The sequence below is a fragment of the Coprococcus sp. OM06-34AC genome, from assembly GCF_003462545.1.
In the GTDB taxonomy this organism is placed as follows: domain Bacteria; phylum Bacillota; class Clostridia; order Lachnospirales; family Lachnospiraceae; genus Coprococcus; species Coprococcus aceti.
Genome location: NZ_QTZF01000005.1, coordinates 260,631 through 287,218, shown reverse-complemented (window position 1 = coordinate 287,218; position 26,588 = coordinate 260,631). Strand labels below are relative to the sequence as shown.

The 26,588-nt window shown below is 39.6% G+C and carries 28 protein-coding genes and 1 pseudogene; 18 read left to right on the top strand and 11 right to left on the bottom strand.

The window, feature by feature from the left end; genetic code table 11:
• The first annotated feature begins 57 nt into the window (after positions 1–57).
• From DXB91_RS10400 to DXB91_RS10360, 9 genes are all read left to right on the top strand, one after another.
• Complete coding sequence (locus tag DXB91_RS10400) at positions 58–675, top strand: hypothetical protein (RefSeq protein WP_118017882.1); 618 nt, start codon at positions 58–60, stop codon at positions 673–675.
• 43 nt (positions 676–718) lie between these two features.
• Entirely contained in the window at positions 719–1,282 is a 564-nt protein-coding gene (locus DXB91_RS10395) for a GNAT family N-acetyltransferase (protein ID WP_015534086.1), read from the top strand.
• A gap of 55 nt (positions 1,283–1,337) precedes the next feature.
• On the top strand, positions 1,338–1,631 hold the full coding sequence (locus DXB91_RS10390; protein ID WP_004853536.1) for a hypothetical protein: 294 nt from the start codon (positions 1,338–1,340) through the stop codon (positions 1,629–1,631).
• Positions 1,632–1,768: 137 nt separating this feature from the next.
• Positions 1,769–2,497 carry a MerR family transcriptional regulator gene (locus DXB91_RS10385; RefSeq protein ID WP_055223570.1) on the top strand — a complete coding sequence of 243 codons (729 nt, stop codon included), beginning with the start codon at positions 1,769–1,771 and terminating at the stop codon, positions 2,495–2,497.
• The gene (locus DXB91_RS10380) at positions 2,497–3,384 is read left to right on the top strand and encodes a CPBP family intramembrane glutamic endopeptidase (RefSeq protein ID WP_118017880.1); all 888 of its coding nucleotides are present in this window, start codon (positions 2,497–2,499) and stop codon (positions 3,382–3,384) included. The genes DXB91_RS10385 and DXB91_RS10380 overlap by 1 nt, the downstream gene beginning before the upstream one ends.
• 146 nt (positions 3,385–3,530) lie before the next feature.
• Positions 3,531–3,968, top strand: coding sequence for a radical SAM mobile pair system MarR family transcriptional regulator (locus DXB91_RS10375; protein ID WP_055274716.1), 438 nt, complete (start codon positions 3,531–3,533; stop codon positions 3,966–3,968).
• On the top strand, positions 3,965–4,654 hold the full coding sequence (locus DXB91_RS10370) for a radical SAM mobile pair protein A (protein WP_118017878.1): 690 nt from the start codon (positions 3,965–3,967) through the stop codon (positions 4,652–4,654). The genes DXB91_RS10375 and DXB91_RS10370 overlap by 4 nt, the downstream gene beginning before the upstream one ends.
• Positions 4,642–5,550 carry a radical SAM mobile pair protein B gene (locus DXB91_RS10365; protein WP_118017876.1) on the top strand — a complete coding sequence of 303 codons (909 nt, stop codon included), beginning with the start codon at positions 4,642–4,644 and terminating at the stop codon, positions 5,548–5,550. The genes DXB91_RS10370 and DXB91_RS10365 overlap by 13 nt, the downstream gene beginning before the upstream one ends.
• 297 nt (positions 5,551–5,847) lie before the next feature.
• Complete coding sequence (locus tag DXB91_RS10360) at positions 5,848–6,087, top strand: DUF6061 family protein (RefSeq protein ID WP_055156118.1); 240 nt, start codon at positions 5,848–5,850, stop codon at positions 6,085–6,087.
• Between the two features lie 76 nt (positions 6,088–6,163).
• Here the strand turns inward: DXB91_RS10360 and DXB91_RS10355 are convergent, their stop codons facing one another.
• The 9 genes from DXB91_RS10355 to DXB91_RS10315 all read right to left on the bottom strand — a co-directional run bounded on the left by DXB91_RS10355 (position 6,164) and on the right by DXB91_RS10315 (position 14,447).
• On the bottom strand, positions 6,164–8,371 hold the full coding sequence (locus tag DXB91_RS10355; RefSeq protein ID WP_055156117.1) for an FtsX-like permease family protein: 2,208 nt from the start codon (positions 8,369–8,371) through the stop codon (positions 6,164–6,166).
• Complete coding sequence (locus DXB91_RS10350) at positions 8,361–9,128, bottom strand: ABC transporter ATP-binding protein (protein WP_055156116.1); 768 nt, start codon at positions 9,126–9,128, stop codon at positions 8,361–8,363. The genes DXB91_RS10355 and DXB91_RS10350 overlap by 11 nt, the downstream gene beginning before the upstream one ends.
• Positions 9,129–9,239: 111 nt before the next feature.
• On the bottom strand, positions 9,240–10,253 hold the full coding sequence (locus DXB91_RS10345) for a sensor histidine kinase (protein ID WP_055156115.1): 1,014 nt from the start codon (positions 10,251–10,253) through the stop codon (positions 9,240–9,242).
• The gene (locus DXB91_RS10340) at positions 10,250–10,918 is read right to left on the bottom strand and encodes a response regulator transcription factor (RefSeq protein WP_015520152.1); all 669 of its coding nucleotides are present in this window, start codon (positions 10,916–10,918) and stop codon (positions 10,250–10,252) included. Before DXB91_RS10340 ends, DXB91_RS10345 begins: the two co-directional genes overlap by 4 nt.
• A gap of 108 nt (positions 10,919–11,026) precedes the next feature.
• A complete protein-coding gene (locus DXB91_RS10335) occupies positions 11,027–11,773 on the bottom strand; it encodes a DUF6040 family protein (protein ID WP_055156250.1) in 747 nt (248 codons plus the stop codon).
• Positions 11,712–13,433, bottom strand: a complete 1,722-nt coding sequence (locus DXB91_RS10330; protein WP_117807244.1) for a MobA/MobL family protein — start codon at positions 13,431–13,433, stop codon at positions 11,712–11,714. The genes DXB91_RS10335 and DXB91_RS10330 overlap by 62 nt, the downstream gene beginning before the upstream one ends.
• Positions 13,403–13,762 (bottom strand): hypothetical protein, encoded by a 360-nt coding sequence (locus tag DXB91_RS10325; protein ID WP_015520150.1) that lies wholly within the window; start codon positions 13,760–13,762, stop codon positions 13,403–13,405. The genes DXB91_RS10330 and DXB91_RS10325 overlap by 31 nt, the downstream gene beginning before the upstream one ends.
• Positions 13,762–14,076: a DUF3847 domain-containing protein gene (locus DXB91_RS10320; protein ID WP_118017874.1), complete on the bottom strand. Its 315-nt coding sequence runs from the start codon at positions 14,074–14,076 to the stop codon at positions 13,762–13,764. The genes DXB91_RS10325 and DXB91_RS10320 overlap by 1 nt, the downstream gene beginning before the upstream one ends.
• 140 nt (positions 14,077–14,216) lie before the next feature.
• Positions 14,217–14,447 carry a helix-turn-helix domain-containing protein gene (locus DXB91_RS10315; RefSeq protein WP_004843519.1) on the bottom strand — a complete coding sequence of 77 codons (231 nt, stop codon included), beginning with the start codon at positions 14,445–14,447 and terminating at the stop codon, positions 14,217–14,219.
• A gap of 171 nt (positions 14,448–14,618) precedes the next feature.
• Between DXB91_RS10315 and DXB91_RS10310 the strand changes: the two genes are divergently transcribed.
• The 4 genes from DXB91_RS10310 to DXB91_RS14865 all read left to right on the top strand — a co-directional run bounded on the left by DXB91_RS10310 (position 14,619) and on the right by DXB91_RS14865 (position 19,184).
• The gene (locus DXB91_RS10310) at positions 14,619–15,248 is read left to right on the top strand and encodes a helix-turn-helix domain-containing protein (RefSeq protein WP_055158601.1); all 630 of its coding nucleotides are present in this window, start codon (positions 14,619–14,621) and stop codon (positions 15,246–15,248) included.
• A gap of 86 nt (positions 15,249–15,334) precedes the next feature.
• On the top strand, positions 15,335–16,630 hold the full coding sequence (locus DXB91_RS10305; RefSeq protein ID WP_055158599.1) for a tyrosine-type recombinase/integrase: 1,296 nt from the start codon (positions 15,335–15,337) through the stop codon (positions 16,628–16,630).
• Between the two features lie 204 nt (positions 16,631–16,834).
• The gene (locus DXB91_RS10300; protein ID WP_118017907.1) at positions 16,835–18,763 is read left to right on the top strand and encodes an ATP-binding response regulator; all 1,929 of its coding nucleotides are present in this window, start codon (positions 16,835–16,837) and stop codon (positions 18,761–18,763) included.
• 370 nt (positions 18,764–19,133) lie between these two features.
• Positions 19,134–19,184 (top strand): hypothetical protein, encoded by a 51-nt coding sequence (locus tag DXB91_RS14865; RefSeq protein ID WP_242992750.1) that lies wholly within the window; start codon positions 19,134–19,136, stop codon positions 19,182–19,184.
• Between the two features lie 2 nt (positions 19,185–19,186).
• On the opposite strand, the pseudogene DXB91_RS10285 reads toward DXB91_RS14865, so the two are convergent.
• Positions 19,187–20,239, bottom strand: a pseudogene (locus tag DXB91_RS10285) (IS1380-like element ISClsp2 family transposase); the annotation flags it as partial.
• Between the two features lie 260 nt (positions 20,240–20,499).
• Here DXB91_RS10285 and DXB91_RS10280 point away from each other — a divergent pair.
• On the top strand, positions 20,500–23,919 hold the full coding sequence (locus tag DXB91_RS10280) for a M64 family metallopeptidase (RefSeq protein ID WP_118017870.1): 3,420 nt from the start codon (positions 20,500–20,502) through the stop codon (positions 23,917–23,919).
• Complete coding sequence (locus DXB91_RS14860; protein ID WP_082241386.1) at positions 23,876–24,130, top strand: InlB B-repeat-containing protein; 255 nt, start codon at positions 23,876–23,878, stop codon at positions 24,128–24,130. The genes DXB91_RS10280 and DXB91_RS14860 overlap by 44 nt, the downstream gene beginning before the upstream one ends.
• Positions 24,131–24,313: 183 nt before the next feature.
• Here the strand turns inward: DXB91_RS14860 and DXB91_RS10270 are convergent, their stop codons facing one another.
• A complete protein-coding gene (locus DXB91_RS10270; protein ID WP_044945660.1) occupies positions 24,314–24,550 on the bottom strand; it encodes a DUF6061 family protein in 237 nt (78 codons plus the stop codon).
• A 347-nt stretch (positions 24,551–24,897) separates the two neighbouring features.
• Here DXB91_RS10270 and DXB91_RS14150 point away from each other — a divergent pair, with 347 nt between their 5' ends.
• From DXB91_RS14150 to DXB91_RS10260, 3 genes are all read left to right on the top strand, one after another.
• The gene (locus DXB91_RS14150) at positions 24,898–25,041 is read left to right on the top strand and encodes a hypothetical protein (protein WP_158547614.1); all 144 of its coding nucleotides are present in this window, start codon (positions 24,898–24,900) and stop codon (positions 25,039–25,041) included.
• A gap of 59 nt (positions 25,042–25,100) precedes the next feature.
• Entirely contained in the window at positions 25,101–25,748 is a 648-nt protein-coding gene (locus DXB91_RS10265; RefSeq protein ID WP_118017905.1) for a nitroreductase family protein, read from the top strand.
• 209 nt (positions 25,749–25,957) lie between these two features.
• Entirely contained in the window at positions 25,958–26,437 is a 480-nt protein-coding gene (locus DXB91_RS10260) for an Hsp20/alpha crystallin family protein (RefSeq protein ID WP_118017868.1), read from the top strand.
• Positions 26,438–26,588: the final 151 nt, after the last annotated feature.

The following is a 26,588-nucleotide window of genomic DNA, read 5'->3' as shown; positions in this document are numbered from 1 at the left end:
ATATTAAAATGAAAGGAATGAATGATTATTAGCTTCTAAATAATCATACAAGAAAAAATGGAAAATATTTTAAGTGTTGAAGAAACGAAAACAAGATTAATATGTGAGTTGTCAACAGTAACTGGCTTTAAGTATTTAAAAAGTGGTATTTTGAAGAAAACAGTAAAAGACATTGTGTTTGAAATAAACTTTTTCTCGTCAAAATGGAATGCATCTGGGCAGAGTATTGAAGTAAATGCCGATTTGAGGATTATTTATAAAAAATACGGAAAATTACCAGTTGACAATGTAATAGCATCTATGAGTTATAATCCCAAAGATGGGTATTGGTATGATATATCAACGGAAAGTAAATTGCTTGAAACGAAGAATATATTAGAAAAAAGATTTCGAGATACTGCAATGGATTTGGTAAAAAGATTTGATGAAGATTATAATGCAGCTATACGATATCTTTTCTTTGAAGGGTTTGAAAAATATAATGTGTATCTTGACTTTGTGGCAGATAATTTAGGTCAGGAAATAATTAAAGATAAAGCACAACAAACATATGAGGGTTTATCTGACGAATGTAAAGAACAGGTTATTCAATATCAAAATGGGGCAAGGAATAAATCATGGATGTTAAATAGATGTAATTTAAAATATATTGTGGATAATAACTTGTTCCACTAAGAAGAAAGTAAAATCAGAATTTTCTTGATGATGGAGGATGCGTATGGAACATAAGGGCACAATTAGAATAGAAACAGATAGATTAGTTCTTAAACGACATGTATTAGATGATGCAGAAATCATGTTTAAAAACTGGGTAACAGAAAAAGATGTAACAAAGTTTTTAAGTTGGCAACCGCATAAAAATGTCGACGAGACAAAGCAATTACTAATTGATTGGATAGAATCGTATGATAAGCAGGATTTCTATTTTTGGACAATTGAGTTAAAAGATTCGCATGAACTGGTTGGAGATATATCAGTAGTAAGTCTTGATGAGGCAACAGAAAGTGTGGAGCTCGGGTATGGTATTGGAAGCAGATGGTGGGGAAAAGGTATAACTGCAGAAGCAGGAAGGGCATTGGTAAAATTCTTTTTTGAAGAAGTAAAAGTCAAACGTGTATATGCAAAGCATGCTGCAGGTAATCCAAACTCAGGAAGTGTAATGCAGAAAATGGGAATGAAAAAAGAAGGAATAATTAGGCAGTCGGGAACCTGTAATCAAGGTATTGTGGATGAAGTTTATTATTCCATACTTAGAAATGAGTATTTTAGTAATGATAATTGATGAAAAAATCTAATTTAGCGACACACTCGAAAATTTGAATTTGGAGGGGAATAACATGAATAGATTTGGTGTAAAGCTAATTCTTTCAATCGTTTCTTTTTTGGCAGTCAATATCTGGCTTATAGGTAAGGGTGTAGCAAAGGGCGCTGCTGACTTTTTCATATCTGCAACGGTTGAGGAAACAATACTATTTATCATTTTACAGCTATTAGTTGTACTGATATATTTTATATATCCTCTTACGGTAAAAAAATATAAAATCATTTACTGGTCTGTATCTGAAGCCTTAGTCATTATTACAGTTCTCTTTTGGGGAATATTTATTGTCGGTCCGATTTGGTTAAAATAAGCAAATTTGAATTTCTCTCGCTGTCTGGTTTGATATAAAAATTTGATTATTTGAAAAAATCAAAAAATAACGTAGCGTGATATATTGCTTGTCACGCTACGTTATGTACTAATATGGACCTTGAAAGGAGGCAGGATATGTCATTATACACAACAGGAGAGCTTGCAAAGAAGTGCAACGTTTCAGTAAGAACGATTCAATACTATGATGAAAGAGGTATTTTGGTGCCAACAGATTTGACGGAAGGGGGACGAAGACTGTTCTCCGAAGAGGATGTTGCCACATTGGAAACGATTTGCTTTTTAAGAGATTTGGATATCTCTATAAAAGATATTGCTGAAATATTGGAATCCGAAGAGTCAAAAAAGGTAATCGAACTTTTGCTTGATGAGCAAGAAAAAAATATTCAGGCGGATGTCAAGAAAAAAACGAAACAATTAGAAAATATTAAAGGCATAAGAAGTTCTTTGGCTTCTTTCAAGGATGGGTCGCAAAAAACAATTCATGACATATCATCGATTATGGAGGAAAAAGAAAAGCGAAAGAAAATGTACAAAAAAATGCTGATCATAGCAATTCCGTTAGAAATTGTCGAAATTGTTACTTTTGTGATTGGTATATTAAAAGGAATCTGGTTGCCATTTTTTGTGGCCATGGCAGTGATTCCTATTTGTGTAGCAATTATGTTTGGCTATTGGTACAAGCGGGTAGAGTATCTCTGTCCGGAATGCCATACCAGATTTCAGCCAAAGAAATTAGAAGCATTCTTTGGAAATCATACGCCAAAGACACGAAAGCTAACTTGCCCTACCTGCAGGAGGAGAATCTGGAGTTTGGAAGTATATAGAAAAGAGGTGGATGCATAATGGAAACAATTAATTTGAGTAAGAAACAATTTGTGATATACATGGCAGTCGCATTTGGGTTGGCCTGGATTTTAGAAATGATAGCAAGTATTTTTAGCAATAATGGAAATCAGATGGTGTTTGCTGTTATCTTGATGATTACCATGTTTATGCCATTTCTTGGAGTACTGATAGCCAGAATCCCACTAAAAGGTATGGGATGGGTACCACATTTAAAAGGGAAACTTCGTTATGTATTCTTTGCCCTTTGGATGCCGGCGTTATTAAGTATCCTTGGAGGGGTCTTGTTTTTTGTGATTTTCCCGGATACATTTGACTCTGAATTTATGACGTTAAGAGGTCTTTTAGAGGAAGCGGGAGCGTTGGAACAGTTCGAGGCACAGGGTATCACGATACCAATGTATCTGCTGATTACGTCTGTTCAAGCTGTGACAATTGCACCATTTCTGAATATGTTTGTCGCATTAGGCGAAGAGGTTGGTTGGAGAGGTGCGCTGTATCCATATTTGAAGAAGAAGCTGGGTGTTACTAAGGGTCGAATTGTAGGTGGTACTATTTGGGGGGCTTGGCATTGGCCGATTATGATTTTGGCTGGATATGAGTATGGTAAAGAATATATTGGCGCACCGGTACTTGGTCCGATTGTGTTCTGTGTCGCTACTATTATGATGGGGATATTATTTGATTATGTATATGAAAAGACAGAGACCATCTGGTTGCCATCTCTTATGCATGGTGCTACCAATGCATTTACTATTTTTGCATATCTGGTAAAACCTGATTATTCCAATATGGCAATACTGGGACCGGCATATATCGGTATTATCAGTATGATTCCGATGATTGTTATGGCGGTCATTATTTGTGTAAAGAAGAAGAGGGATTGAGTATTAAATGGATATTCAATCGCACTAACAAATTTCAGTTTGGAGAATTGAAAAAAATGGGATTTACCTATTAAGACATATAAACTGTTGACAATAAAGCTCCTATATAGTATGTTTTTAATAAACTACTATATAGGAGCTTTTGTATGGAAATGAATGGAGGATTTCTTGTCACCAAAATAAAACAGCTTGGAGACCGGATTTTCGAGAAGATTCTCAGTGAAAAGAATATTGATGCATTTAATGGAGCTCAGGGGCGTATTCTTTATGTGCTGTGGCAGGAGGATGGTATCTCAATCAGGTCACTCTCGACTAAATGCGGATTAGCGATAACATCTCTTACTACGATGTTGGAAAGAATGGAAAATCAAGGGCTGATAAGCCGTGTTCAGTCTGAAACGGACAAAAGGAAAACACTCCTGTTTCTGACTGAGAAAGCACATGCCTTGAAGGGCGAGTACGATTCTGTATCTGATGAGATGGGCAGTATTTACTACAAAGGTTTTTCAGAGGAAGAAATTACCCAGTTTGAGGAATGCCTAGACCGCATCAGAAAGAATCTTGAGGAGTGGCAGAAGTCATGAGTATTTGTATCAAAGATCAGATTCAGAACATGAATATCGTCATTGGCTGCACAGTGGGGTGTACATATTGCTATGCCCGCAACAACGTGAAACGCTGGCATATGATTGATGACTTCTCTGACCCTGAATTCTTTCCGGGTAAGCTCAAGATGATGGAAAAGAAACGTCCGAAGAACTTTCTTCTTACCGGGATGAGCGATCTCTCCGGGTGGAAGCCGGAATGGAGAGACGAGGTATTTGCAAAGATCTGTGAAAACCCACAGCATCAGTTCCTGTTCCTTACCAAGCGACCTGATTTGCTGGATTTTGATACCGATCTGGAAAACGCATGGTTTGGCGTTACGGTGACGAGGAAAGCAGAACTGTGGCGTATCGACGCCCTTCGGAAAAATGTCAGAGCAAAACATTACCATGTTACCTTTGAGCCGTTATTCGACGATCCCGGCACAGTTGACCTTTCCGGAATCAATTGGATCGTTGTCGGCACCATGACCGGAGCTCAGAGCAGGAAGATTCATACGGAGCCGGAATGGGCATGGTCTCTGGCGGACCAGGCACATAAGCTCGGCATTCCGGTGTTTATGAAGGAAGACCTTGTCCCTATCATAGGGGATGAAAATATGATTCAGGAAATGCCGGAAGAATTTAATAAAGTGTTAGAGGAACAGAAATCATGGAAGAAGTAATAAATGGAATCCTCATTCGTGAGGTGGAAACAAAGAACATCATGACTAAGTCTAGTCTGCCGGTAGGCGGTTACTCGGTCAATCCCTATGTAGGCTGTACACATGCCTGCAAGTATTGCTATGCTTCTTTTATGAAGCGCTTTACCGGGCACAAGGAGGAATGGGGCACTTTCCTTGATGTGAAGCATTGGCCGGAAATTAAAAATCCGAAGAAATATGCCGGACAGCGGGTGGTCATCGGTTCTGTGACAGATGGCTACAATCCACAGGAGGAGCAATTCGGGAATACCAGAAAACTTCTGGAGCAGCTGATCGGCAGTGACGCAGATATTCTGATCTGCACAAAGTCTGATCTTGTGGTACGGGATATTGATCTGCTGAAGAAGCTTGGACGTGTAACCGTTTCATGGTCGATCAACACACTAGATGAAAATTTCAAGAACGATATGGATTCTGCTTCGAACATTGAGCACCGTATCGCTGCTATGAAACAGGTATATGAAGCAGGTATCCGTACAGTCTGTTTCGTATCCCCGGTATTCCCTGGTATCACGGATTTTGAAGCAATCTTTGAGCGGGTAAAGGATCAGTGCGATCTGTTCTGGCTCGAAAATCTCAATCTTCGAGGCGGTTTCAAAAAGACAATTATGGATTATATCGCCGGAAAATATCCTGATCTTGTACCACTTTACGACGAGATCTATAACAAGCATAACCGCAGCTACTTTGAAGCACTTGAAGTAAAAGCTGAGAAAATGGCTAAGAAGTATGATTGTGCCTTTGTGGATAATGAAATGCCTTATGGCAGAGTCCCGCAGGGACATCCGGTGATCGTAGATTATTTCTATCATGAGGAAATCCGTGGGACAGAGAATACCGGAAAAAGAAATCGCTAAATTCCAGTTGATATTTCACATATTTTAGGAAATTTAATAACTGTTATATTTGATTATCAAATTCTTCGCAAACCCTTGAAAATACTAAGTTTGTAGCAAGTGTACTTTCCCTTACTCTTTCCCTTGTGTTACATTCTCCCATTAGCTTTCATGAACCTTAATATGGGAAAAATTAAGGGAAAGAAAATTTCATAACACAGTATAACATATAACAATAACGACATGGTGAACTGATTGAAATGTTTTCGATATTTAACTCTATTACTGATTATCAAAAGAAAATGGAGATAAGATACGATGAGAACAATTTATGCAGAATACAACATAAATCACGATAGTATTGATGTTTACACAAGTGCTGGATATATGCTTCGCATTGACTGCTGGGAAGCTGAAAAAGATTTAAAAACCACATATGGATCAGAATGTGCACTTACTTCATTAGCTGTGGATGAGCCTTTGGAATATGCAAGATTATATCTTGAGGGCAATTTACAGATGTGGGTGGATGCAGAAGATTCATTAGAATTTTATTAAGTGAAAGAGGGATAGTGTTCATTAAGAGTGCTATCCCTCTTTAAAGAATGTGCGAAATGCAATAATTACATATTTTCTATGGATTAACAGAATGCCTAAAAATAATCCATGTACTTATGAAATAACAAATCAATAAAATTGCCAAAATGCCCATTGTTGCCCCTATTTGTAACATCAATGCACCAAACCCGATATAGGCTGAAATTTCTGCTGATATGGTTTGGATAAAGTAAGCTATTACAACAGCAGCTACAATGATTGCTGTGATAATTGGAAGCCCAAACCAAACACTTAATTGTTGCAAGATAAGTTTTCCGATATGCTTTTCTTCCACCCCCAATTTTCGGAGTACAGAGAAGCGATATTTATATTGTCCTGCGTCTAAGAGTTGTTGCAAGGAAAGTACGGTAAGACATATAATCATCAATACAACAGCACCATAAAGCATTGCAGCCTGTAAAACAAAATTATTTGCTATTGTACTGTTCCTCTGTAATGTACTGAACCGTATTCCATACATAACACCGCTTTCTGCTTGCTCTGGGTATTCCTCTGTAAAAAATTTTTCCAGTTCCCTTGCATTTTCATAGGAGATGTTTTCTTCTGTTGTGATATAGCGGTTTTTTATTACCGGCAACAGCTTTTCACAAATACTGTCTGGAAGTACATAGAGTATATCTGTATAGGAATTGTACGCTGTTTCTCCGATTGCTTCCTCATAATAGGACTGCTCGGAAAGAGTCAATTCTCCTGCGTCTGTCAAAATACTGGTATGCTCTTTCAAAAAGCTATCCCGTTCTTCCTCGGTGGCGATTGCCGCCCATTGTGTCGTAAATTCATCTTCCCCCAGAGAAATCTGTTCATAACCCAACATTTTCCTTATGGTGTTATAATCACTTAAAGAAATTGCCACAATCGGAAAATCATATTTCTGTCTGTTGTGAAAATCGTCTTTCTCTGGCAGATATAGATTGAAAGTGCAATCATAGTCTGTATCTATTTTATGTTCTGCCAGAAAATCAGTAATGATTTCATAACTGTCCTGTGGCAGATTTTCTTCTTCATAAACATCATTGTATCTCGAATATACCTGCACATCATACATAGAGCGTATATCCAAATAACCAGACGACCAGCCCGTCAAAATAGGGGCTGCAACGAACATGAAAATTGCTAATACCAAAGTGATACAAATGACTGCCATAGTCTTGCTGGTCGTATTCAGCTTTGAGGTAATCTGTCCGAAAAAGAAAAGTGCTTCCTCATGGTATCGGTGTTCTGGCGATTTTTCTTTCCATGCTACAATCAAACCACTGGTAAGATAAATGAAGGCACAAATGAAGAAAAGTAAGTCAATCACAACAAAAAGCAGATATTGATTGAGCGTTCCACCACCTAAAGGCAGATAATATTTATTTGTTAATGCTGCAACGCTGGCTGCTGTAAAAGCATTCAATACAGAACATATCAGCAAACCAGCAATGAAACATTCTCTTTTTTTCTTTCTGATTATGCAAAATATCGACCACAGCAAAGTAAGCAGCGGAAAAAGAATATTTCCCCAAAACATAAGCTGCACCGGAAACGCAAAGCGGGTGTCATAATAAAACCAGACCTTTTGTATTCCTGCAATCAATCCCCATACGGTAAATACTTCAAAGAGGACTACTACAACAGAAATGAAGCGGCTCTTTTTTAGCTCTGGTTCGTTCTCTTTCTCTGCGGAAAGCATATCAATAATTTTTGTTTTCTGAATGGTACGGGTATTGAAAATTCCTACCACAAAAAAACTTGCCACAAAAAATACCACTGTCAACAAAACGGTATCCGGGAATAATGTCCATGAGATTTCATAAGGCTTTCCATAAGCAGTAAGGAGCATTGCGGTAATGAATTGAGAACAAAATACACCGCAAAAAATACCAATCAAAATGGAAAACATACCCATAATCAGTGTTTCTGCAAAGAAAATCCTGCCAATAGTTTTTTGTTCCATTCCCATAATGGACTGGACAGCAAACTCTTTTTGCTTCCGTCTTAGCATATAATGATTGACGAACCGTATCAAAAATAACAACAGCAATGTTATCATGCAGATTGCAATTTTCATTCCGTCACTTAACAGAGTAAAATCATACTCGCTGCCTATATCCGGGCTATAATAACTACTGGAAATAGACAAGAACGCATAAAACAAGGTAACACAGATTGTCATTGTGACAATGTAGACCAGATAGTCTTTTACAGACCGTTTTGCATTTCTGAAAACAAGTTTAGCATACATGGCTCTGTCCCCCTCCAATCATGGTAAGGACATTCAGAATTTTATCAAAAAAAGCACTTCTGCTGTCGTTGCCCTTGCGCAGTTCCATAAAGATTTCTCCGTCTTTCAAAAAAAGAATACGGTTGGCATAGCTGGCGGTAAAAGCGTCATGAGTTACCATAAGAATTGTCGCCCTAAGCTGTTCATTGATACTTTGAATGGTAGACAGCAGCATTTGTGAGGAATGGCTGTCTAATGCTCCTGTCGGTTCATCTGCCAATAAGAGTTTCGGATTGTTGATAATTGCTCTTGCACAGGCACAACGCTGTTTTTGACCGCCCGATACCTGATAAGGATATTTGTTTAGAATATCGCTGATATTCAGCTTTCCGGCTATATCCAAAATGCGGGGTTCTACAATCCCTGCAGGGACTTTATTGATTGCTAATGCCAGTGCAATGTTTTCTGAAATTGTCAATGTATCCAGCAAATTGAAGTCTTGAAATACAAAACCTAAATTCTCTCTGCGAAAGCGGGCAAGGAATTTTGGTTTGATTTCCGTTATATCTGTTCCCTCTAAAAAAATATGCCCTGCACTTACGGTATCAATCGTAGAAATACAGTTTAGCAGCGTTGTCTTTCCAGAACCGGACGCACCCATAATTCCGAGAAATTCTCCGGCTTCCACAGAAAAACTAATATCTTTAATGGCTTTGGTAATATTCCCCTCATTGCCATAATATTTCTGGATATGCTCCAGCTTCAAAATTGTATTCATCGGATAAACCTCCTTAACTGTTCCATACCCATATTGTAAATGGAGTATCTCATTTTTTGTATCAAGTTTTCTTACACAGTTCTTACAAAAATGTAAGAAGTGCAGAACCTGTCAGCCCTGCACTCCGATAATAAAATCATTCATTTGAAAGATAAGTGAAATCGTTGTTCCTCTGTTTTCGGAATAAGCAGTAAGTCCTATTCCCAGTTTATCACATAGACGCTTGCAAAGATATAAGCCAATTCCAGTAGAATTTTTCCCGGTTCGCCCATTCTGACCTGTAAATCCTTTTTCAAAAATACGGGGTAAATCACTTTTAGGAATACCTATCCCATTATCGCTGATAGATAGCACAATCTTGTCATTCGTTTTTGTTGCCCCAAAGTGCAAAATAGGCTGCTCTGCATGGTATTTGATTGCATTACCGATAATCTGATTTAAGATGAACCGCACCCATTTTTCATCAGTGTAAACCATTGTTTCTATATCGTCTATCTGAATTGACATATTACTTTGACGCAAAAGATACTTATTATCTGCGATTGCACTATTCACAACATCGCATAAATTGACTTCACGGACAGAATAGTCTTTTTCAGCGTGTTCACTTCTGGCATAGTAAAGTGCCTGTTCTGTATATTGATTGATATTCTCTAACTCTGCCAATACCTCTCTGGAAAAGGGAGAACGGTTATTCTCACACAGCAGCTTCATAGCTGTAATTGGTGTTTTTACTTCGTGTATCCATTGTTCAATGTATTCTTTATATTCCCTGCGTTCCCTCTGTACTTCGCCAATCCGTTCCAACATGGATTTTTCAGCCATTTTCATAATCTGGTAAAAAACCTGTTCATCAGCCCTTTCCGGCACTTGCATGATTTCCGGCAATAAATATCGTTCTTCTAATTGCTCCGTCATATTGAGCAATTTATTCAGATACTTTTTTCGTGAGAAATAAAAAGTCAGCAAAGATAAAACAAGGACAATCGACCAGACCGCAAGAATAAACAGGACTGTTTGGATAGGATTATCGCTTGCAATCAGGAACAAGGCAAAGGCAAGCATACCCAGCAGATTGATTAAAATAACGGGGAGTTGATTTTTCAAATATTGTTTTCCATTCATAATGTATATCCTTGCCTGTGTTTTGTTTTAATGAAATCTACAAGTCCGATTGTTGCCAGTTTGTCACGAATACGGGTAATATTGACACTTAGGGCATTATCATCAACATAAAGCTGATTATCCCAAAGAAAATCCACAATATCATTTCTGGAACAGATTTTTCCAGCGTTCTTAAAAAGGTAGTAGAGGATTTTCAATTCATTCTTTGTCAATTCTGCTTTCTGTCCTTTGTACTCTATCATGCTACTCTCCAAATGCAGGGTAGCTTCTTTCCACATATAAATTTCTGTTTGAGAGGAACGGTAGGCTTTCTTTAACAATGCAGCAATTTTAGCAAGAAGAATAGCAGGATTATAAGGCTTTGTGATAAACGCATCTCCACCCAGCATAATGCTGTTTAGTTCGTCCATATCTGTATTGCTGCTTGTTACAAATACAATCGGAATATCTGAAAAAGTGCGAATTTGAGAACATATTTCAAAACCGTTATTCCCCGGAAGTTTTATATCCAGAATAACCAGATGTGGTGCAGCTTCTTTTAACTGCTCTATTGTTTGGGAAAAATCCGTAACTGCAAATACTTCATATCCATTCCCATACAAAAGAGTTTTAAGCTGTGTTTGTATCGTAAAATCATCTTCAATGATTAGTATTTTTTCCTTCATAGAGATACCTCCCTAACACTTTATTATACTGTATCAGAGAGGTTTTCTCAATCGTATTATTGAATGGGAATTTTAGAATGATTTTGTACATAGCTTTGTAAAAAATGCTTAATAGTTTCTTTTCTCAAGGTACGATTCTAAATAACACCTAAGTCCAACATATGCGCCCTGCAAAAGTACAAAAAGCAATAGAAGATTTACTGACAGTGCTTTTTTGATTGCTTCTCCAAAATAAATGATGACAGCAGCACTTGTCAGTATCATCAGTAGAGTAATGACATCCCAACACTTTTCCCTATATAATTCTATAACCTTTATTTCTATCAGTATCGCCAGTATCCCTGTTCCTGCCACACATATTCCTACAATCAATATTAGCAATATCCAATATACCATTCCGGCTATAAAAGGATTTGGAATTTTTGTGCTAATCTGTGCCACAGATTGCCCGACCTCAATCGTCCAACCGATAAAAGTTTGTATGAATGACGCTGCATCATGGAAGAATGATTTGCAATCGGAAAGAAACACATCTGACTGTACTGCCTGAAAAAGAGTGGTTGTCAGCGAATACCATGCAAGAAGGAACAAGGTTGTTTGGAACATTACCGTTTTTGCTTTATACTGTCCTGCAAGTCGCTCTTTTTGTGTTTCGTATTTCGCTTTTTCATTCTGATAGGCTGTCCGGTCACAGGCTTCACATTTTTCATAGGGTACCGGCTTTTCTACCGGTATCTCTACGATTTTCTGATGTGTCCGGGCATAATCCCGTTGTTGTGTTAAGCATCGTATTTTATCTTGACATTCCCCTATCGTGACGTTTGCGCTTCGCAGCTTCTCTTTCTCGTTCCGCAATGCTCTGTCTGCTAGCTTCAAGTCGTTCTTTAATGCTTGAATATTCCCGGCTCTGTTCTCTTTGTTTAATTTCTCGTTCAAGGTCAGAGATTCGTTGAGCTGCGTCTTTAGTTCCACGATAAGCTGGTCTTTCTGTTCCAGTTCTTCTTGTATCTCCTCGGTCAAGAGGAGAAGTTCTTCCAACTGTTCGGCGTTCTTTGATTCTCTGGATTCGTTCATCTATATCACGTCCTTTCTCTATCTGCTGTTCCAGTTCAGCAATTCGGTGTTCTGTTTCAGTAATAAACTGTTTTCGCTGTTCAGCTTCTGTACCAATTTCTGCCATTGCTGATTTTCGTTTTCCAAAAGTTCTATCTTCGTTTTCTGTTCTTCCATCTTGGAAAGCAGTTCCTCGGTATTTGGCAAAATGTTGAGCAGCTCGGATAACTCGCTGTTTAATTTTTGCAATTTCTGATTCTGTTCCTGCATAAGAGAGAGTTGGGTGTCCCGATTCTGCATTTCCAGAATCATTTCTGCCATTAAGGTCTGCTGTTCTTCGATTTGCCCAATCATGGATTCCATTAAGGGTATAATTTCCCGGCTTTCTTCTAATGTCATTTAATCGCTCCTTCCATAATGATAATGCACCCGATACTTTTCCAAAGGTGTCCAGTATCTTTTGCAATAACGTGTTTTGTTGTTTTATGATTTGATTTTCCGCTACTTTCCACGAACCTTTTATTTCCTGCCCGGCAAGAAACTTTTGTTCAATCTTTCTTGCGTCAGCGCCTTCATGGATGGTAGGAATCTGGAGTTTTCCCTGTTTTTCATAAGAACGGTGATCGACCTGATTATGCAAAGGAAGATGTTCATTACACACCTTTGCCCACTCACTCCGCCACAGTTCACAATTTTTTGGATTGTTCCATCCGGTAGCATCGGTCAGCACCCGTTTCCATTGCAGGCGGTTTCTTGCACCAATCTTCTGAATTCCGTTTTCGTCTAATACAGGGATACGGATTCCATGACGGTCAGGGTTTTTCTTATCCTGCCACCAGTTCGGATGGGATTCATCAATCACGATATTTCCGTTTTTATCTCTGACAAAATCCCAATCCTTGACTTCTTTCTTTCCCCAAGAATGATCCGGGTTAAAAGGACGCATAGTCAGAAGAAGATGAACATGGGGGTTGCCATCCCCTTTATCGTGGATACTCCAATCAGCACACATTCCTCTATCTACAAAAGTTTTTTGAATATAGTCAGTTGTATATTGAATTTGTTCCTGTCTGTTCCATTCTTTGGGAAGGGCAAATTCAAATGACCTGCCAAGTTGGGCATCTGCATTTTTTTCAATCTTCAATACCTCATTCCATAACCTTTGTTTCTGAAATGTGATTTTAAATTTTTCTAAAGTAGCTTCTTTATCTTCTGATCTTTTGTATCGGACAGATTTTTGAAAGCGTTTTATATTTTCTTCTAGTACTATCTGCCATTCAGGAGGTACGTTTTCACACATCATAAGACTGGTGTAGACCACTTCTTTTTTAGAAGTGTAATAACTGATTCTCCCGGTTTCCTCGTTTTTCATCACATCCCCATTGAGATATGCGGAAGCGGAGATAACAGATTTCCCTTTACTTCGTCCGACTATTTTGATTGTGTAATGAAAAATCGCCATGTCTGGATTCCTCCTTTCTGACGTATCCGGCATAGATTTCCGGCAACATTGCTTTCAGTTTTAGAAAAAGCAGCATTGCCGGAACGCCCTCTGCGTAAGAGTGCCCTGCGCATAGCAGCCTGCATGGAATGCGCCTCTCTGGCGAAGAGTGCCTCCTGCGGCATGAGCAGGTCTGGCTGAAAGCCCCGCCGACGGAACGAGCCCGGCAAGCGTGAGCGCAGACCGGTTGCCACTTGTGGCAAACTTATTGGGACGACCTCTGGTTGTCCATAAGTGCGCCCTTCATGAAAAAGCAATGAAGGGAATGAAAAACTCATCCCCTCCGCCATTACACTTCCTCCATATCAGTATTTGTTTCTTTCTGCATTGCCTTTGAGAAAAATTTCCCATTGGCTTCCTGCTTTTTCAGAAAACCAATCAGCTTTGGGATGTCTTCCTCCTCAATAGGCGCACCAAGAACGGATTCCACCGCACCGCCAACCTGACAGAGCCTATGGGTTCGTTTTTTTCTTTCTTCGGCTTTCTTTCGTTTTAGAAGTTCTTTCTTCTGTGCTGCATATCGTTTTGCTTTTTCAAGGCTTTCCTGTTCCTTCTTTTCCATTTCAAGCATTCGTTCTTCATAACTTTTTGTTGATTTTGCCATTATTACATTCCCCTTTCTTTTGCAAACATAAGTTCTCGGTTGCGTATCAGAAGAAGCACATGGTATAATCTTCTTGCGTGTAGGTATATCATGGCTTCGGTCTGATAGAACCTTTGGCGGTTTCTTTGGAAGCCGCCTTTTTAATTTGCCGCAGTTCTTGTTACGGCTTTTACATTTCCTCTATCCCTCAAATCACGACCTTCATTCGCTTCCATAAACATTTCCAGAATATCGGTTTTAATCAGGACTTTACGACCAACCTTTAATACCGGAAGTTTCTTCCATTCTACAAGCTGTCTTAAGGTGTTTCTGCCGATTCCCGTATAGTCGGCAGCTTCTTCGATGGATAATGCAATTTTTCTTTGCGTCATATAATCACCTCCCTGTAAATTGCATTATGCAATTCTTGTGATGTAAGTATATCCCTTCCAAATCTTTTTGTCAAGCGTTACGAAATATTAAAAACAATTTTTATATTGCATATTGCAATTTTAGAGAAACAATGCTATAATTCATACATACCGAAAAAGGAGGCAGTCAGCATGAAAGATAAAGAACTACGCAAGCTGATAGGCAGCAGAATAAAACAGCGCCGTCTGGAATTGAATCTGACACAGCCTTATGTCGCAGAAAAGATGGGAGTTACCGCTTCTACAATCCTGCGTTATGAGAATGGTTCGATTGACAATACGAAAAAAATGGTGCTGGAAGGTCTTTCGGAAGCACTCCATGTATCTGTGGAATGGCTCAAAGGGGAAACAGACGAATATGAAACCGACATTACGGATAAGAGAGAGTTACAGATTCGTGATGCGATGGGAGATATTCTGGAACAGTTACCGCTTGCCCTTACCAAAGAAGAAGATGCTTTTTCAAAAGATTTATTACTGCTGATGTTAAAACAATATGGTCTGTTTTTGGATTCCTTCCAGTTCGCCTGCAAAAACTTCAAGGGGAATGATGGTCAGACGGATATTGCCAAAACAATAGGGTTTGAATCGAATGAGGAATATAATGAGATTATGTTCTTAAGGGAAATCACTCCTACCATCAATGCTCTTAATGAGATGGCAGACGTTGTAAGGCTCTATTCCAAGAAACCAAAAACAGCAGAACAAAGGCTTGCAAATCTTTTATCAGAAGTCTTATACGAAGATTCCGAATCGGTATAGTAAGACAACCGGAGTTATGATATACTTACACGCACGAAGCATTTCATCAGTTCCGATTGTCTAATATCGAAAGGAGACATACGATTATGGCAAAAGGATCTGTAAGAAAAAAAGGAAAGAAATGGTACTACCGCTTCTATGTAGAGGACGCAAGCGGCAATCTTGTTCAGAAAGAATGCGTTGGAACAGAAAGCAAAAGTGAAACTGAAAAACTGCTCCGTCAGGCAATGGATGATTATGAGAAAAAGAAATTTGTTGCCAAAGCGGAAAATCTCACAGTCGGACAACTTCTGGATGTGTGGGCAGAGGAGGAATTAAAAACAGGTACGCTCAGCAATGGTACGGTGGAGAATTACCTCGGAACAATCCGAAATATTAAGAAACATCCGCTGGCAGAACGGAAATTAAAAAATGTAACCTCTGAGCATTTGCAATCCTTCTTTGATTTGCTTTCCTTCGGGGGAGTTCATCCCGATGGAAAAGAGAAAAAGGGTTACAGCAAAGACTACATCCATTCTTTTTCCGCAGTCATGCAGCAATCATTCCGCTTTGCAGTATTTCCAAAACAGTATATTACGTTCAATCCTATGCAGTATATTAAACTGCGGTATCAGACGGACGAAGTTGATTTGTTTTCGGATGAGGACATGGACGGAAATATCCAACCAATTTCACGAAAAGATTATGAAAGACTGCTTGCGTATCTTCAAAAAAAGAACCCAGCCGCAATACTTCCAATCCAGATAGCCTATTATGCCGGGCTTCGTATTGGAGAAGCCTGCGGTTTGGCGTGGCAGGACGTAAATCTGGAAGAACAATGCCTTACCATAAGACGCAGCATCCGATATGATGGCTCAAAGCGCAAATATATCATCGGACCAACCAAGCGGAAAAAAGTGAGGATTGTTGATTTTGGAGATACGCTGGTAGAGATTTTCCGTAATGCCCGGAAAGAGCAGTTAAAGAATCGAATGCAGTACGGAGAACTTTATCACACGAACTACTACAAAGAGGTCAAAGAGAAAAACAGAGTGTACTACGAGTATTATTGCTTAGACAGAACAGAGGAAGTCCCGGCAGATTATAAAGAAATTTCTTTCGTCTGCTTAAGACCTGATGGCTGTCTGGAACTTCCGACTACTTTGGGAACGGTATGCAGAAAGGTAGCAAAAACATTAGAGGGATTTGAAGGCTTTCATTTCCACCAGTTACGTCACACCTATACAAGCAACCTTTTAGCAAATGGAGCTGCCCCAAAAGATGTGCAGGAATTGTTAGGACACTCAGATGTCAGTACCACAATGAACGTCTATGCTCACTCCACAAGAGATGCGAAACGAAAATCGGTTCGGCTTCTTGATAAAGTGGTAGGCAATGACTAAAAAATTTCCCTTATTTCCCTTGTGATTATCTCATAAGGGCAAAAATAAGGGAAACTACATATCATTTCACTAATGAACAGGCGGGAAAGCCTGTAAAATAGGGAAAGTTAGAGGAATAATTATATAAATTCCAGTTTGTAGAATCAAGAAAATCGGAATTTGTTAAATTGGAAAATTAGAATTCAGAGGATGTGAATGAGCAGCATGAAGAAAACAAAAGAAGGAGTTAATTTGAAGAAAAAGAAATTCCTTAGACTGAAGAATACAGGTAGTATCCTTGTGCTTATGGGGCTTTTGATAATTTTTGTAATAGCACTGTACACATTTATCCTGCAAAGTTCTTACACTAAGACTGCCCTTGAAACAGAAATTGCGCGCGATACAGCGAGTGCAGATGCAGTACACAAACTTGTGGATGGAAGAATCGGCAAAGAAGATTTTGATCAAATCAAAGATAAATCTGATGAAAAGAAGCAAATATATAAGGATATTTCTTCATATTTCAATGAAATCAGAACACTGAATTCTACTCGATATATTTACACCGCTACAAAAAATGAAGAAGGAAAACTCGTTTATGTGGTAGATGGTTTGGATTCGGATGCGGATGATGTAAGACACCCTGGAGATTATATTGAGGAAGAAATGGTTCCGTATATTGATAGGGCTATTTCTGGGGAGAATGTGTACTCTCAGGATATCATTGATACAACATGGGGGCCGATTTTTACGGCTTGCTATCCTGTAAGAGCAAATCATGATGGGACAGGAGAAATCATTGGCGCATTTTGCATTGAAATGGATATGCAATCAGCTTATGGAATGGTTGAAGAGACGAATCATATTTCCATCATCTGCGGTTTAGTCGCAGGAGCTGTATTGCTTTTAATTTGTCTATATACCTATTATGTTTACCAGAAAAGCAAGGCAGAAGAGCAAAAACAAAAACAATTATTAATGAACGCCGCTGAGAAAGCAGATGCTGCCAACAAAGCAAAATCTGCGTTTTTGCTTAATATTAGCCATGACATCAGAACGCCGATGAATGCCATTATTGGATTTACAAACATTGCGCTTCACCAGAACACGGTTTCAGATATTCATGATAGCTTGGAGAAAGTTCAAAAAAGTTCGAATCATCTTCTCTCTTTGTTGAATGACGTTTTGGATTTCAGTCGCATTGAAAGCGGAAAAGATATCATTTCGCCTGAGCCAGTGGACATTACTCAATTGACAGATAACGTCCAGGCGATTATGAATGGACTTCTTTATAACCGAGATCTTAAGTTTGAAGTACATCGAGAAAGACCAAAGAACCCATATGTCCTTGCGGATGTTACGCGTATTCGAGAAGTTTTGGTGAATCTTCTTGGCAATGCTGTGAAATTCACAAAGGATGGTGGAAAGATTACTTTGGATATCAGCAGTTACCCCGGAACGGATGAGAAACATATCATAATTCGTTATGTTGTTCAAGATAATGGTATTGGCATGAGTGAAGAGTTCCAGAAAGAATTATTCAAGCCGTTTTCACAAGAAGATGATGCTAATGCCAGAACCCAATATAAGGGAACCGGTCTTGGCATGGCCATCACAAAAAAACATATAGATATGATGGGCGGTTCAATTGCTGTTGAGAGCAAAAAAGGTGTAGGTACTACATTCACTGTGGAGATTCCACTGGAGTTGACAGAACAAGTTATTCAATCAAAACAAAAACAACATCCACATAGAGATTTGACGGGTATTCATGTTCTTATGGCTGAGGATAATGATCTAAATGCTGAACTTGCTACGATAATACTGGAAGATGCTGATATGACCGTAACACGCGCATCAGACGGAAAAGAAGTTGTGGAATTGTTTAAAAATCATCCACGAGACACATACGATCTTATTTTGATGGATATTATGATGCCAAACATGGATGGATACCAAGCAACAAAAGCCATTCGAGCCTTGGGTATAGAGCGGTCCGATGCAGTTACGATTCCAATTATAGCTTTGTCTGCAAATGCTTTTGTAGATGATATTCAGGAATCCCTGGATTCAGGCATGAATGACCATATTTCCAAGCCGATTAACATGGAGGAATTAATCGATACTATCACTAAATACATTAAACACGATTAGGAAAACAAAGAAGTTAATTCTGATGAAAAGTTTGCACTGGTCTTGTCGGATGCGAAAGCGCAAGTTTCCTATGATTATGATACAGGTCGTATCACCACATTTCTTATCAGCACCCAGCACCAGGAGGACACCTCTGTTATGGATATTCGCCCGCTGGTGGAAGCTGTCATGGAAACCGCCGGGAAGATCAAGAACGACAATATGTCCGATCAGGATTTCTACAACTTCAAGTTTTTGAAACTGAGAAATCGGAATTGACCGAATAAGTTAATCGTGCCATATGGCTTGATTATAAATACATAGATCAAGTTGTTTGGAATATAGATGATATGAAAAAAACACCCCATGGGGAAAGAATGTAGCTGCCTCAATTACTGATCTGTCATATTATTTTGTCACAAGTGACGGAGAGGATTTTTGACAGTACTGCTCACTTTCTCCGTGGGCATGGTAAAGATCAATGACTGTTTCGTCTGGCAGGGAAGTGTTTGTCCAGTATGTGCCCAGTTCTATATCGGGTACGATAAAATACTGCCCATATCGGTCAATGGTTCTTTCCGTGATCTCATAAATTGTGCGTATTCCGACAGTTTTCTCCTCGTTATCAGAAAGGGAATATGTCACATTCCGGAAGGTCTGTCCGATATAAACAGTTTTCCCATCACGTGGATGCTGGATATTCTGGCAGCATTCCCTGACGGATTCCAGCCATTCTTCTTTACTTTCCTGTCTGGGATTCCGTTTTATGATGAAAGACACATTGTTGTATTTATAGCTTTCTTCCATAAAGATGCCTATGTTTTCAGATGCATCGTTGCCGGAATCCAGCCGGATGAGCAGTGGTTTTTCCGTCAGCTGTCTGCACAGTTCAATGGTCTCTCTCAGGAAATCAGGAGTTTCTTTCTGGCAGTGCTGTTTCCCAATCCGCAGTTCAAGATTGACGAGGTATCCTTCTGTGCCGATATATGCCATAATTGGTGCATATCCGTCAAAACCCTTGTAGGTACGGGATACGCCTTCCTTATTGGATTTCGAATTGTCAAAGGGGGTTACATCAATATCGACAGGAACAAAGCCGTTATCCAGGGCTGTCGGCTCTATGTGCATTTCACGCAGCATGTCGACATTTGCCTGCTGGATGTCTTTGCGCAGGGAATCCCCGATCATGTCAAAACGCTGACGGAGTGTTTCGGCGGAAGGAATCGCATAGGAGATGCCTAATGCGTATTTGTAGTAGTCAGGGTCATCTATCATTTCACGGACAGCCTCATACTGGGGTTTTCCCTGACAGAGCATACCAATATAGGTGAGGAGCACGTCTCCATTTTTTATCTGTTTCTGCAGATAATCTTTTGAAATTGGAGCACGGTTGATTTTTTTAACAAAACTGCTTTTTCCAAGTATTTGCCCTACGAATACCAGACCACTGGGAGTAATGAGCCGCTCATCGCTGAATTCAATGTGTATTTTCTTCATTGCACTGCCTCCGCCTATCTTTTGATACTTTCATTATATAGGATAATGCATGATGATACAGTAAAAAAACAAAATTTTGTTTAACCTAGTGGGTGAAATAAAATGTATTGCGAAAATCAGTTTCCAGCAGGTATTATTGCTGAAAAAAAGGGATGTAACACTATGGTAAGTTTCACGGAATAAGGTGGATTTTCATTGACGCATATAACACCTTACAATATAATAAAAGCAAATATATAGCTTATAAAGGAGGTTCCTTAATGACGAAAAAAATAACCGCAATATTCTTGGCATTGTGCATGGCAATCTCCGCTTTGCCGATGACCATTCAGGCGGCATCAAAGCCCGATATTAAAGTTGGCGACTATGTTAAAATGGGCGCGTATAACAATGCCTCAATTCTTTGGCGATGTGTAAGCATTGACAATAACGGACCGCTTATGCTTGCAGACAAAATTGTTGACACCCTTGCATATGATGCCAAAACAAATGACAACAGCAATTCAAAATCACACAGCAGAAGCTATAAGCGTGATGATTACGGTTCTAACTATTGGAAAGACAGCAATATGCGTTCTTGGTTAAATTCGACCGCAGCTGAAGGCAAAGTCGATTGGCTTTGCGGCAACCCTCCGAAAGACGGATATGTAAGCGGTGTGGGAGCGTACAACGAAAAAGCGGGTTTTCTCAACGCTTTTTCAAAATCTGAAATTGCGGCAATGAAAACCGTTACCCAGCGTTCTCTCGTTTCTCATCCCGAATACAACAAGGGCATAGTTGATGGAGACGCAAATTCGGATTTGTTATACTACACCGATATTTCGGAAGCGGTGGCAAACTACGACAGTTCATATTTTGAAACTACAACCGAAAAGGTTTTTCTTCTTGATGTAAAGCAGGCTAATGCCGTGTGGAAAAATCTCAAAGGTTATTATGTTGCGTATAATAATGACGGTATGGCTTGGCCTTATTGGCTTCGCACTCCTGTTACCGATTGCAATCACGATATGCGTTATATCAGTTCATCGGGTCAGGTCGGTCGTTATGCTCCGTGGTATTCCGATTTGGGCGTAAGACCTGCATTTTATCTCGATTCCGAATATTTTGTTATAACTTCCGGCAGCGGCTCACAAAGCAGTCCTTATATCGGCTCTGCTCCAAATAAGCAAGAGGATGATTATACAATTTCGGAACCTGCCGAGGACGCAAATCCCGATTGGAATGTCAGCACCGAGCAAAGCATTCAGCTCACCCTCGGCCCGTGGTATTCAAATGACGGAAAATATTCTAATCCTACCATCCCTGTTTATACCATCCAAAAAACACGCAGCGACACGGAAAATATGGTTGTTGTCGTTTGCGGCGAGGGATACACAAAAAGTCAGCAGGGCAAATTCATCAATGATGTCAAACGACTTTGGCAGGACGCTATGAAATATGAACCGTATCGCAGTTATGCCGACAGATTCAATGTTTACGCTCTTTGCACAGCTTCCGAATCGACTTTTGACAATGGTGGAAGCACCTTCTTTGATGTTATAGTCGACAAATATAATTCGCCTGTTATTTCTAATAATCTCCACGGAAGTCAGTGGAAAAATCATATTTTTGAGAGATGTATCGGTCCTGAATTTATCGAGAAAATTCACGATGCTCATATCAAAAAAAAGTGTGATCCAAACACAATTCCGTCCGGTTCGGAATATGAGCCTTATTATTATGTTCACGATTATATTGCTCAGTTCGCTATGGTTGTAAACACAAAATCAGATTTCGGCGGTGCTTATAATAACCGTGAATACGGCTTCCATTATTTCATTTCGCCATCAGACAGTTATCGTGCGTCAAAAACTTTTGCACACGAGTTTGGACACGGTTTGCTCGGTCTCGGTGATGAATACAGTAACGGATATTTGCTTGACGATAAGGAACTTAAATCACTCAATCTTTCCTCGGTTGAAGACCCGGAAAAGATAAAATGGCGACAGCTTTTAGGTTTTAGAAACACATATACCTGCCGCAATGCTTACGGCTCAAAAATGCTTGTTTCAAGTTATGAGTGCATAATGAGAGACACAAACTATCAATTCTGTGAGGTTTGCCGTTTGCAGGGCTTCAAGCGAATGTCTCAGCTTGTTAAGGATGTAGACCTTTATGTTGCAACTCCCGAGGTTAAGGAATATACGGGCGCTTATTCAAAGCCGTCTGATTTTACCGACCTTGAAACAAGTTCATATTATAATTACACATATAATCGCAATGACCGACTTTTGAGCGGCAACAGCAAAAGCAGATTTAATACTAATATGAACGGTAAAAAAATCGAGCTTAGAACTGTTATTCAAAACATTTCAGATAAAAATGCACGACAATTAAAATTCAAAATGTGGATTAAGCACTCCGACGGAAGTGTTGCGACCGATTCATCGGGGAATCCGCTTCAAACAGTACAAACCTTTGACATTCCTGTTTGGAATGATAAGGCAAATTTCTGGCCGCTCGGTGCTTTGGATCACATCAAAAGCGACTTTAATTCAGGCTTAAAGAGTTGCTCGCTTATTTATCAAATTCCGTCTGATGCACAGCTTAAGAGCGGCGATACCGTGGCATTTCAGGTGCTCGATGAAAACGGAAATGTGCTTGCAGACGACAATACGGAAACACAGCGCTACACAACCGTTTCAATTCAGTATAAATTTGAGGACGGCTCTGAAATTCCAAACACTGCCGGCGGAACATTTACCGTGCCATACGGCACAAAGCTTGATTTAACACCGGCAAAAACACTTTATGATTATGAATTTATAAAGGTTGACGGCTTGAATAAGCCTATTGTTTCGGACGGAACGGTTGTTACATATTATTACAAAAATAAAAACGAAGAACACACTCACAATCTGACTTTGGTTGCTGCGAAAGCTGCCACCTGCACAGAGGGCGGTAAGGAAGCATACTACAAGTGCGAAGGTTGTGGCAAGTTCTATGAAGATGTACTCGGTACAAAGGAAATAACCGACCTTGCATCTTGGGGCAATATTGCTAAGATTGCCCACACCACAAAGCAAACCGTAACAAAGGCAACCCCAACAGCAAACGGCAAGATAGTAAATTACTGTTCGGTATGTAAGAAAACTCTTTCAACGACAGTAATTCCAAAGGCATCAAGCATAAAGCTTAAAGCAACATCATTAACATATAACGGAAAGGTTAGAACACCTAAGGTTATTGTTAAGGACAGAACAGGAAAGACACTTGTTAAGAATACTGACTATACTGTGTCTTATGCAAAAGGCAGAAAGTATGTTGGCAAGTACGCAGTAAAGATTACCTTTAAGGGTAAATACAGCGGAACAAAGACGCTTTATTTCACAATCAAGCCAAAGGCAACAAGTATTTCCTCACTTAAAGCAGGTTCAAAGAAGTTTACAGTAAAGTGGAAGAAGCAGGCTACACAGACAACAGGCTATCAGGTACAGTACAGTGCCTCAAGTAAATTCAGCAAGGCTAAGACCGTAACAGTAGGCAAGAATACAACAGTATCAAAGAAAATTTCAAAGCTTTCGGGCAAGAAAAAGTATTATGTAAGAGTTCGCACCTATAAGACAGTTAAGATTAACGGCAAATCCATAAGGATTTATTCAGGCTGGTCAAAAGCTAAGACTGTTACAACAAAGAAATAAAAACTATACCGTAACCTTTGATTCTGCCGGTGGCTCTGCAGTAACGACTCAGACTATCGAAGAAGGTCAGAAGGCAACCAAACCTGCCGCTCCTACCAAGTCTGACGATACCACCAAGCCTTCGGATGATGTTCAGAATCCGCAGACCGGCGACAACAGTATGAGTGGCTGTGGATCGCTCTGCTGTTCGTCAGCGGCTTCGGAGTTGTGACAACTACTGTTTATACTAAATTAGACGAAGCAATTTCTGATGCTGTTAAAACTGGGAAAATCACTCAAGAAGAAGCGAACGCAGCTTACAAATAAATATACGAGGCTTGTCTTAAAAAAGACGAGCTCAAAATGACAATGAAACTGTCACTCTCTGGAGACACTAGGAGTGACAGTATAATCATCATAAATAAAATGAATCTTCGGCATCAACCCACATCTGCATAGTTCCATCAAGGTATAGTCTTGCATATTCAAGTGGTTCATCAATAGCAAGTGCATTTAATGCACAATCTAATCTGGGTGTTGTTTTTAAATTCTTTTCTGCTTCCCAGCAGTCAATGCGGAGCATATAGCCAGCAGAAGTATAAACATCAATGCTGTTGCGTTGTGGATTGTATTCTGCAAATATTGTTCTCATCGTATCAAATCTCCTTATCATTCAATCAATCATTTGTTACAAAAATCAGAAGCATTTCAATCAGTTCACCATGTCGTTTTTATTTTGTGTTATACTGTTTTAGAGGATTTTCTTTTCCTTGTATTTTCCCTTATCAGGGTTCATAAATCCATATGGGAAGATATAACATAAGGGAAAGTCTAAGGGAAAGATCACCTGCGACAAACTTAGTGTTTTCAAGGGATTCAGAGATATTTGATAATAAAATATAACAATTATTAAATCCCTTGGAATACATGAAATCTCAATTCCAGTTTGTCAGAATGAAAAATCAAGTGTAGAAGGACACATGACAGGTGGGATTTGGAATGATTCAGACAAAGAAAAAGATGAATTATGTCCGACCGTTTGAACAGGTATTACAGGAAGAATCTCATCCTGCGAATCAGACAGCATATATTGATATTATCAGGGTACCGGAGAAACTGGCGGAAAATAAATATGAAGGATAACTTCAAGTTTGATGGACTATACTCGGCGTAGATATCAGAATGAGAGCGAGGGAAAATGCATGGATATGTTACAGTTGATGAAGGAGAGGCACAGTGTGCGGCAATATAAGGATAAGCCAATCGAGCAGGAGAAACGTGCGGAGATCGACAGGCTTATCTCTGAGATAAATTCTGAGAGTGGCCTGAGCATGCAGGCGGTCTACGATGAGCCGAACTGTTTTGATTCGTTTATGGCGCATTACGGCAAATTCACAAATGTTTCTAATTATATAGCGATAGTTGGCGCGAAGAACGACCAGGAAAAGGCCGGCTACTATGGTGAAAAGCTGGTACTTGGATGTCAGGAACTTGGACTTAACACATGCTGGGTTGCAATGTCACATGGTAAGACCAGGGCAGTCATAGGCAAAGGACAGAAACTCCTGATAGTGATTGCCCTTGGGTACGGTGAGAATCAGGGTGTTGCCCACAAGAGCAAAGATATATCAGAAATCAGCAGGGCAGATGTGGAGACAGACTGGTTCACAAAGGGGATGGAGGCGGTGTGTCTGGCACCGACAGCAGTGAACCAGCAGAAGTTCATGTTTGAGCTGAGAGAGGGTGTGGTGACAGCGAAAGCTCCGAGAGGAATATGCACGAAGATAGATCTTGGAATTGCCAAATACCACTTTGAGGCTGGGAGTGGACACAAATTCTTCATAAAATAATTAGCACTCACCTCTTGACAGTGCTAACAACTGGGTGTATAACATAGTCAAAGATAAGGAAAGGGATTAGAAAGAAGAGAAAGAATCCCGAAAGTTTATCTTGATAATTATTTTGAAAGTAACAGTAAACAAAAAGTCTAAGTGCCTTGGGGTTTCATAAGAAACCACAATTTCCGACACTTGTTTGAGATTGAAAGGAGAAATGACTTATGTTACCTAGTATTTTTGGAGAAGATTTATTTGATGATTGGATGAATGACTATTTCCCATTTGGAAGGGATTTTGATAAGGAGTTCAGTAAAGCGTTAGCACCTACCGAGCATGCTCTGTATGGCAAGCATGCAAAGAACATGATGAAGACCGATGTCCGTGAGACAGACGATTCATATGAAGTAGATATGGATCTCCCAGGATTCAATAAAGATGAAGTAAAGGTTCAGCTTGCTGATGGTTACCTGACAATTGAGGCTGCAAAGGGTCTGGATAAGGATGAGAAGGACAAGAAGAGCGGCAAGTACATCAGGCGTGAGCGTTATGCTGGCAGCATGAGCAGAAGTTTCTATGTCGGTGAAGGAGTTACTCAGGAAGACATTCATGCAAAGTATGAACATGGCGTACTGAAACTGTCGATTCCTAAGAAGGAAGAGCAGAAGAAAGTAGAGAAGAGTAATTACATCGCAATCGAATAATGTAAGAAATGCGAGATTACTTAATAACAGATGACTAATATTCGTAGAGCCCTCCGTGTATCTGCAAGGTGCAGGTATGCGGGGGGCTCTTTTGCTTGTCTGTTCCAGGGACACTCCTCATGACAAAAGAAACGTCCCCATTAAAGTAAAA

Bases quoted from the DNA above. Each gene is read 5' to 3' on its own strand.
- DXB91_RS10325 (WP_015520150.1), bottom strand. From the start codon at position 13,762: ATGGCGGAGGGGATGAGTTTTTCATTCCCTTCATTGCTTTTTCATGAA.
- DXB91_RS10380 (WP_118017880.1), top strand. From the start codon at position 2,497: ATGGAAACAATTAATTTGAGTAAGAAACAATTTGTGATATACATGGCA.
- DXB91_RS10315 (WP_004843519.1), bottom strand. From the start codon at position 14,447: ATGACGCAAAGAAAAATTGCATTATCCATCGAAGAAGCTGCCGACTAT.
- DXB91_RS10390 (WP_004853536.1), top strand. From the start codon at position 1,338: ATGAATAGATTTGGTGTAAAGCTAATTCTTTCAATCGTTTCTTTTTTG.
- DXB91_RS10375 (WP_055274716.1), top strand. From the start codon at position 3,531: ATGGAAATGAATGGAGGATTTCTTGTCACCAAAATAAAACAGCTTGGA.
- DXB91_RS10365 (WP_118017876.1), top strand. From the start codon at position 4,642: ATGGAAGAAGTAATAAATGGAATCCTCATTCGTGAGGTGGAAACAAAG.
- DXB91_RS10385 (WP_055223570.1), top strand. From the start codon at position 1,769: ATGTCATTATACACAACAGGAGAGCTTGCAAAGAAGTGCAACGTTTCA.
- DXB91_RS10260 (WP_118017868.1), top strand. From the start codon at position 25,958: ATGTTACCTAGTATTTTTGGAGAAGATTTATTTGATGATTGGATGAAT.
- DXB91_RS10395 (WP_015534086.1), top strand. From the start codon at position 719: ATGGAACATAAGGGCACAATTAGAATAGAAACAGATAGATTAGTTCTT.
- DXB91_RS10320 (WP_118017874.1), bottom strand. From the start codon at position 14,076: ATGGCAAAATCAACAAAAAGTTATGAAGAACGAATGCTTGAAATGGAA.
- DXB91_RS10330 (WP_117807244.1), bottom strand. From the start codon at position 13,433: ATGGCGATTTTTCATTACACAATCAAAATAGTCGGACGAAGTAAAGGG.
- DXB91_RS10265 (WP_118017905.1), top strand. From the start codon at position 25,101: ATGGATATGTTACAGTTGATGAAGGAGAGGCACAGTGTGCGGCAATAT.
- DXB91_RS10350 (WP_055156116.1), bottom strand. From the start codon at position 9,128: ATGAATACAATTTTGAAGCTGGAGCATATCCAGAAATATTATGGCAAT.
- DXB91_RS10310 (WP_055158601.1), top strand. From the start codon at position 14,619: ATGAAAGATAAAGAACTACGCAAGCTGATAGGCAGCAGAATAAAACAG.
- DXB91_RS10370 (WP_118017878.1), top strand. From the start codon at position 3,965: ATGAGTATTTGTATCAAAGATCAGATTCAGAACATGAATATCGTCATT.
- DXB91_RS10345 (WP_055156115.1), bottom strand. From the start codon at position 10,253: ATGAATGGAAAACAATATTTGAAAAATCAACTCCCCGTTATTTTAATC.
- DXB91_RS10300 (WP_118017907.1), top strand. From the start codon at position 16,835: ATGAAGAAAACAAAAGAAGGAGTTAATTTGAAGAAAAAGAAATTCCTT.
- DXB91_RS10355 (WP_055156117.1), bottom strand. From the start codon at position 8,371: ATGTATGCTAAACTTGTTTTCAGAAATGCAAAACGGTCTGTAAAAGAC.
- DXB91_RS14150 (WP_158547614.1), top strand. From the start codon at position 24,898: ATGATTCAGACAAAGAAAAAGATGAATTATGTCCGACCGTTTGAACAG.
- DXB91_RS10280 (WP_118017870.1), top strand. From the start codon at position 20,500: ATGACGAAAAAAATAACCGCAATATTCTTGGCATTGTGCATGGCAATC.
- DXB91_RS10270 (WP_044945660.1), bottom strand. From the start codon at position 24,550: ATGAGAACAATATTTGCAGAATACAATCCACAACGCAACAGCATTGAT.
- DXB91_RS10360 (WP_055156118.1), top strand. From the start codon at position 5,848: ATGAGAACAATTTATGCAGAATACAACATAAATCACGATAGTATTGAT.
- DXB91_RS10305 (WP_055158599.1), top strand. From the start codon at position 15,335: ATGGCAAAAGGATCTGTAAGAAAAAAAGGAAAGAAATGGTACTACCGC.
- DXB91_RS10340 (WP_015520152.1), bottom strand. From the start codon at position 10,918: ATGAAGGAAAAAATACTAATCATTGAAGATGATTTTACGATACAAACA.
- DXB91_RS10400 (WP_118017882.1), top strand. From the start codon at position 58: ATGGAAAATATTTTAAGTGTTGAAGAAACGAAAACAAGATTAATATGT.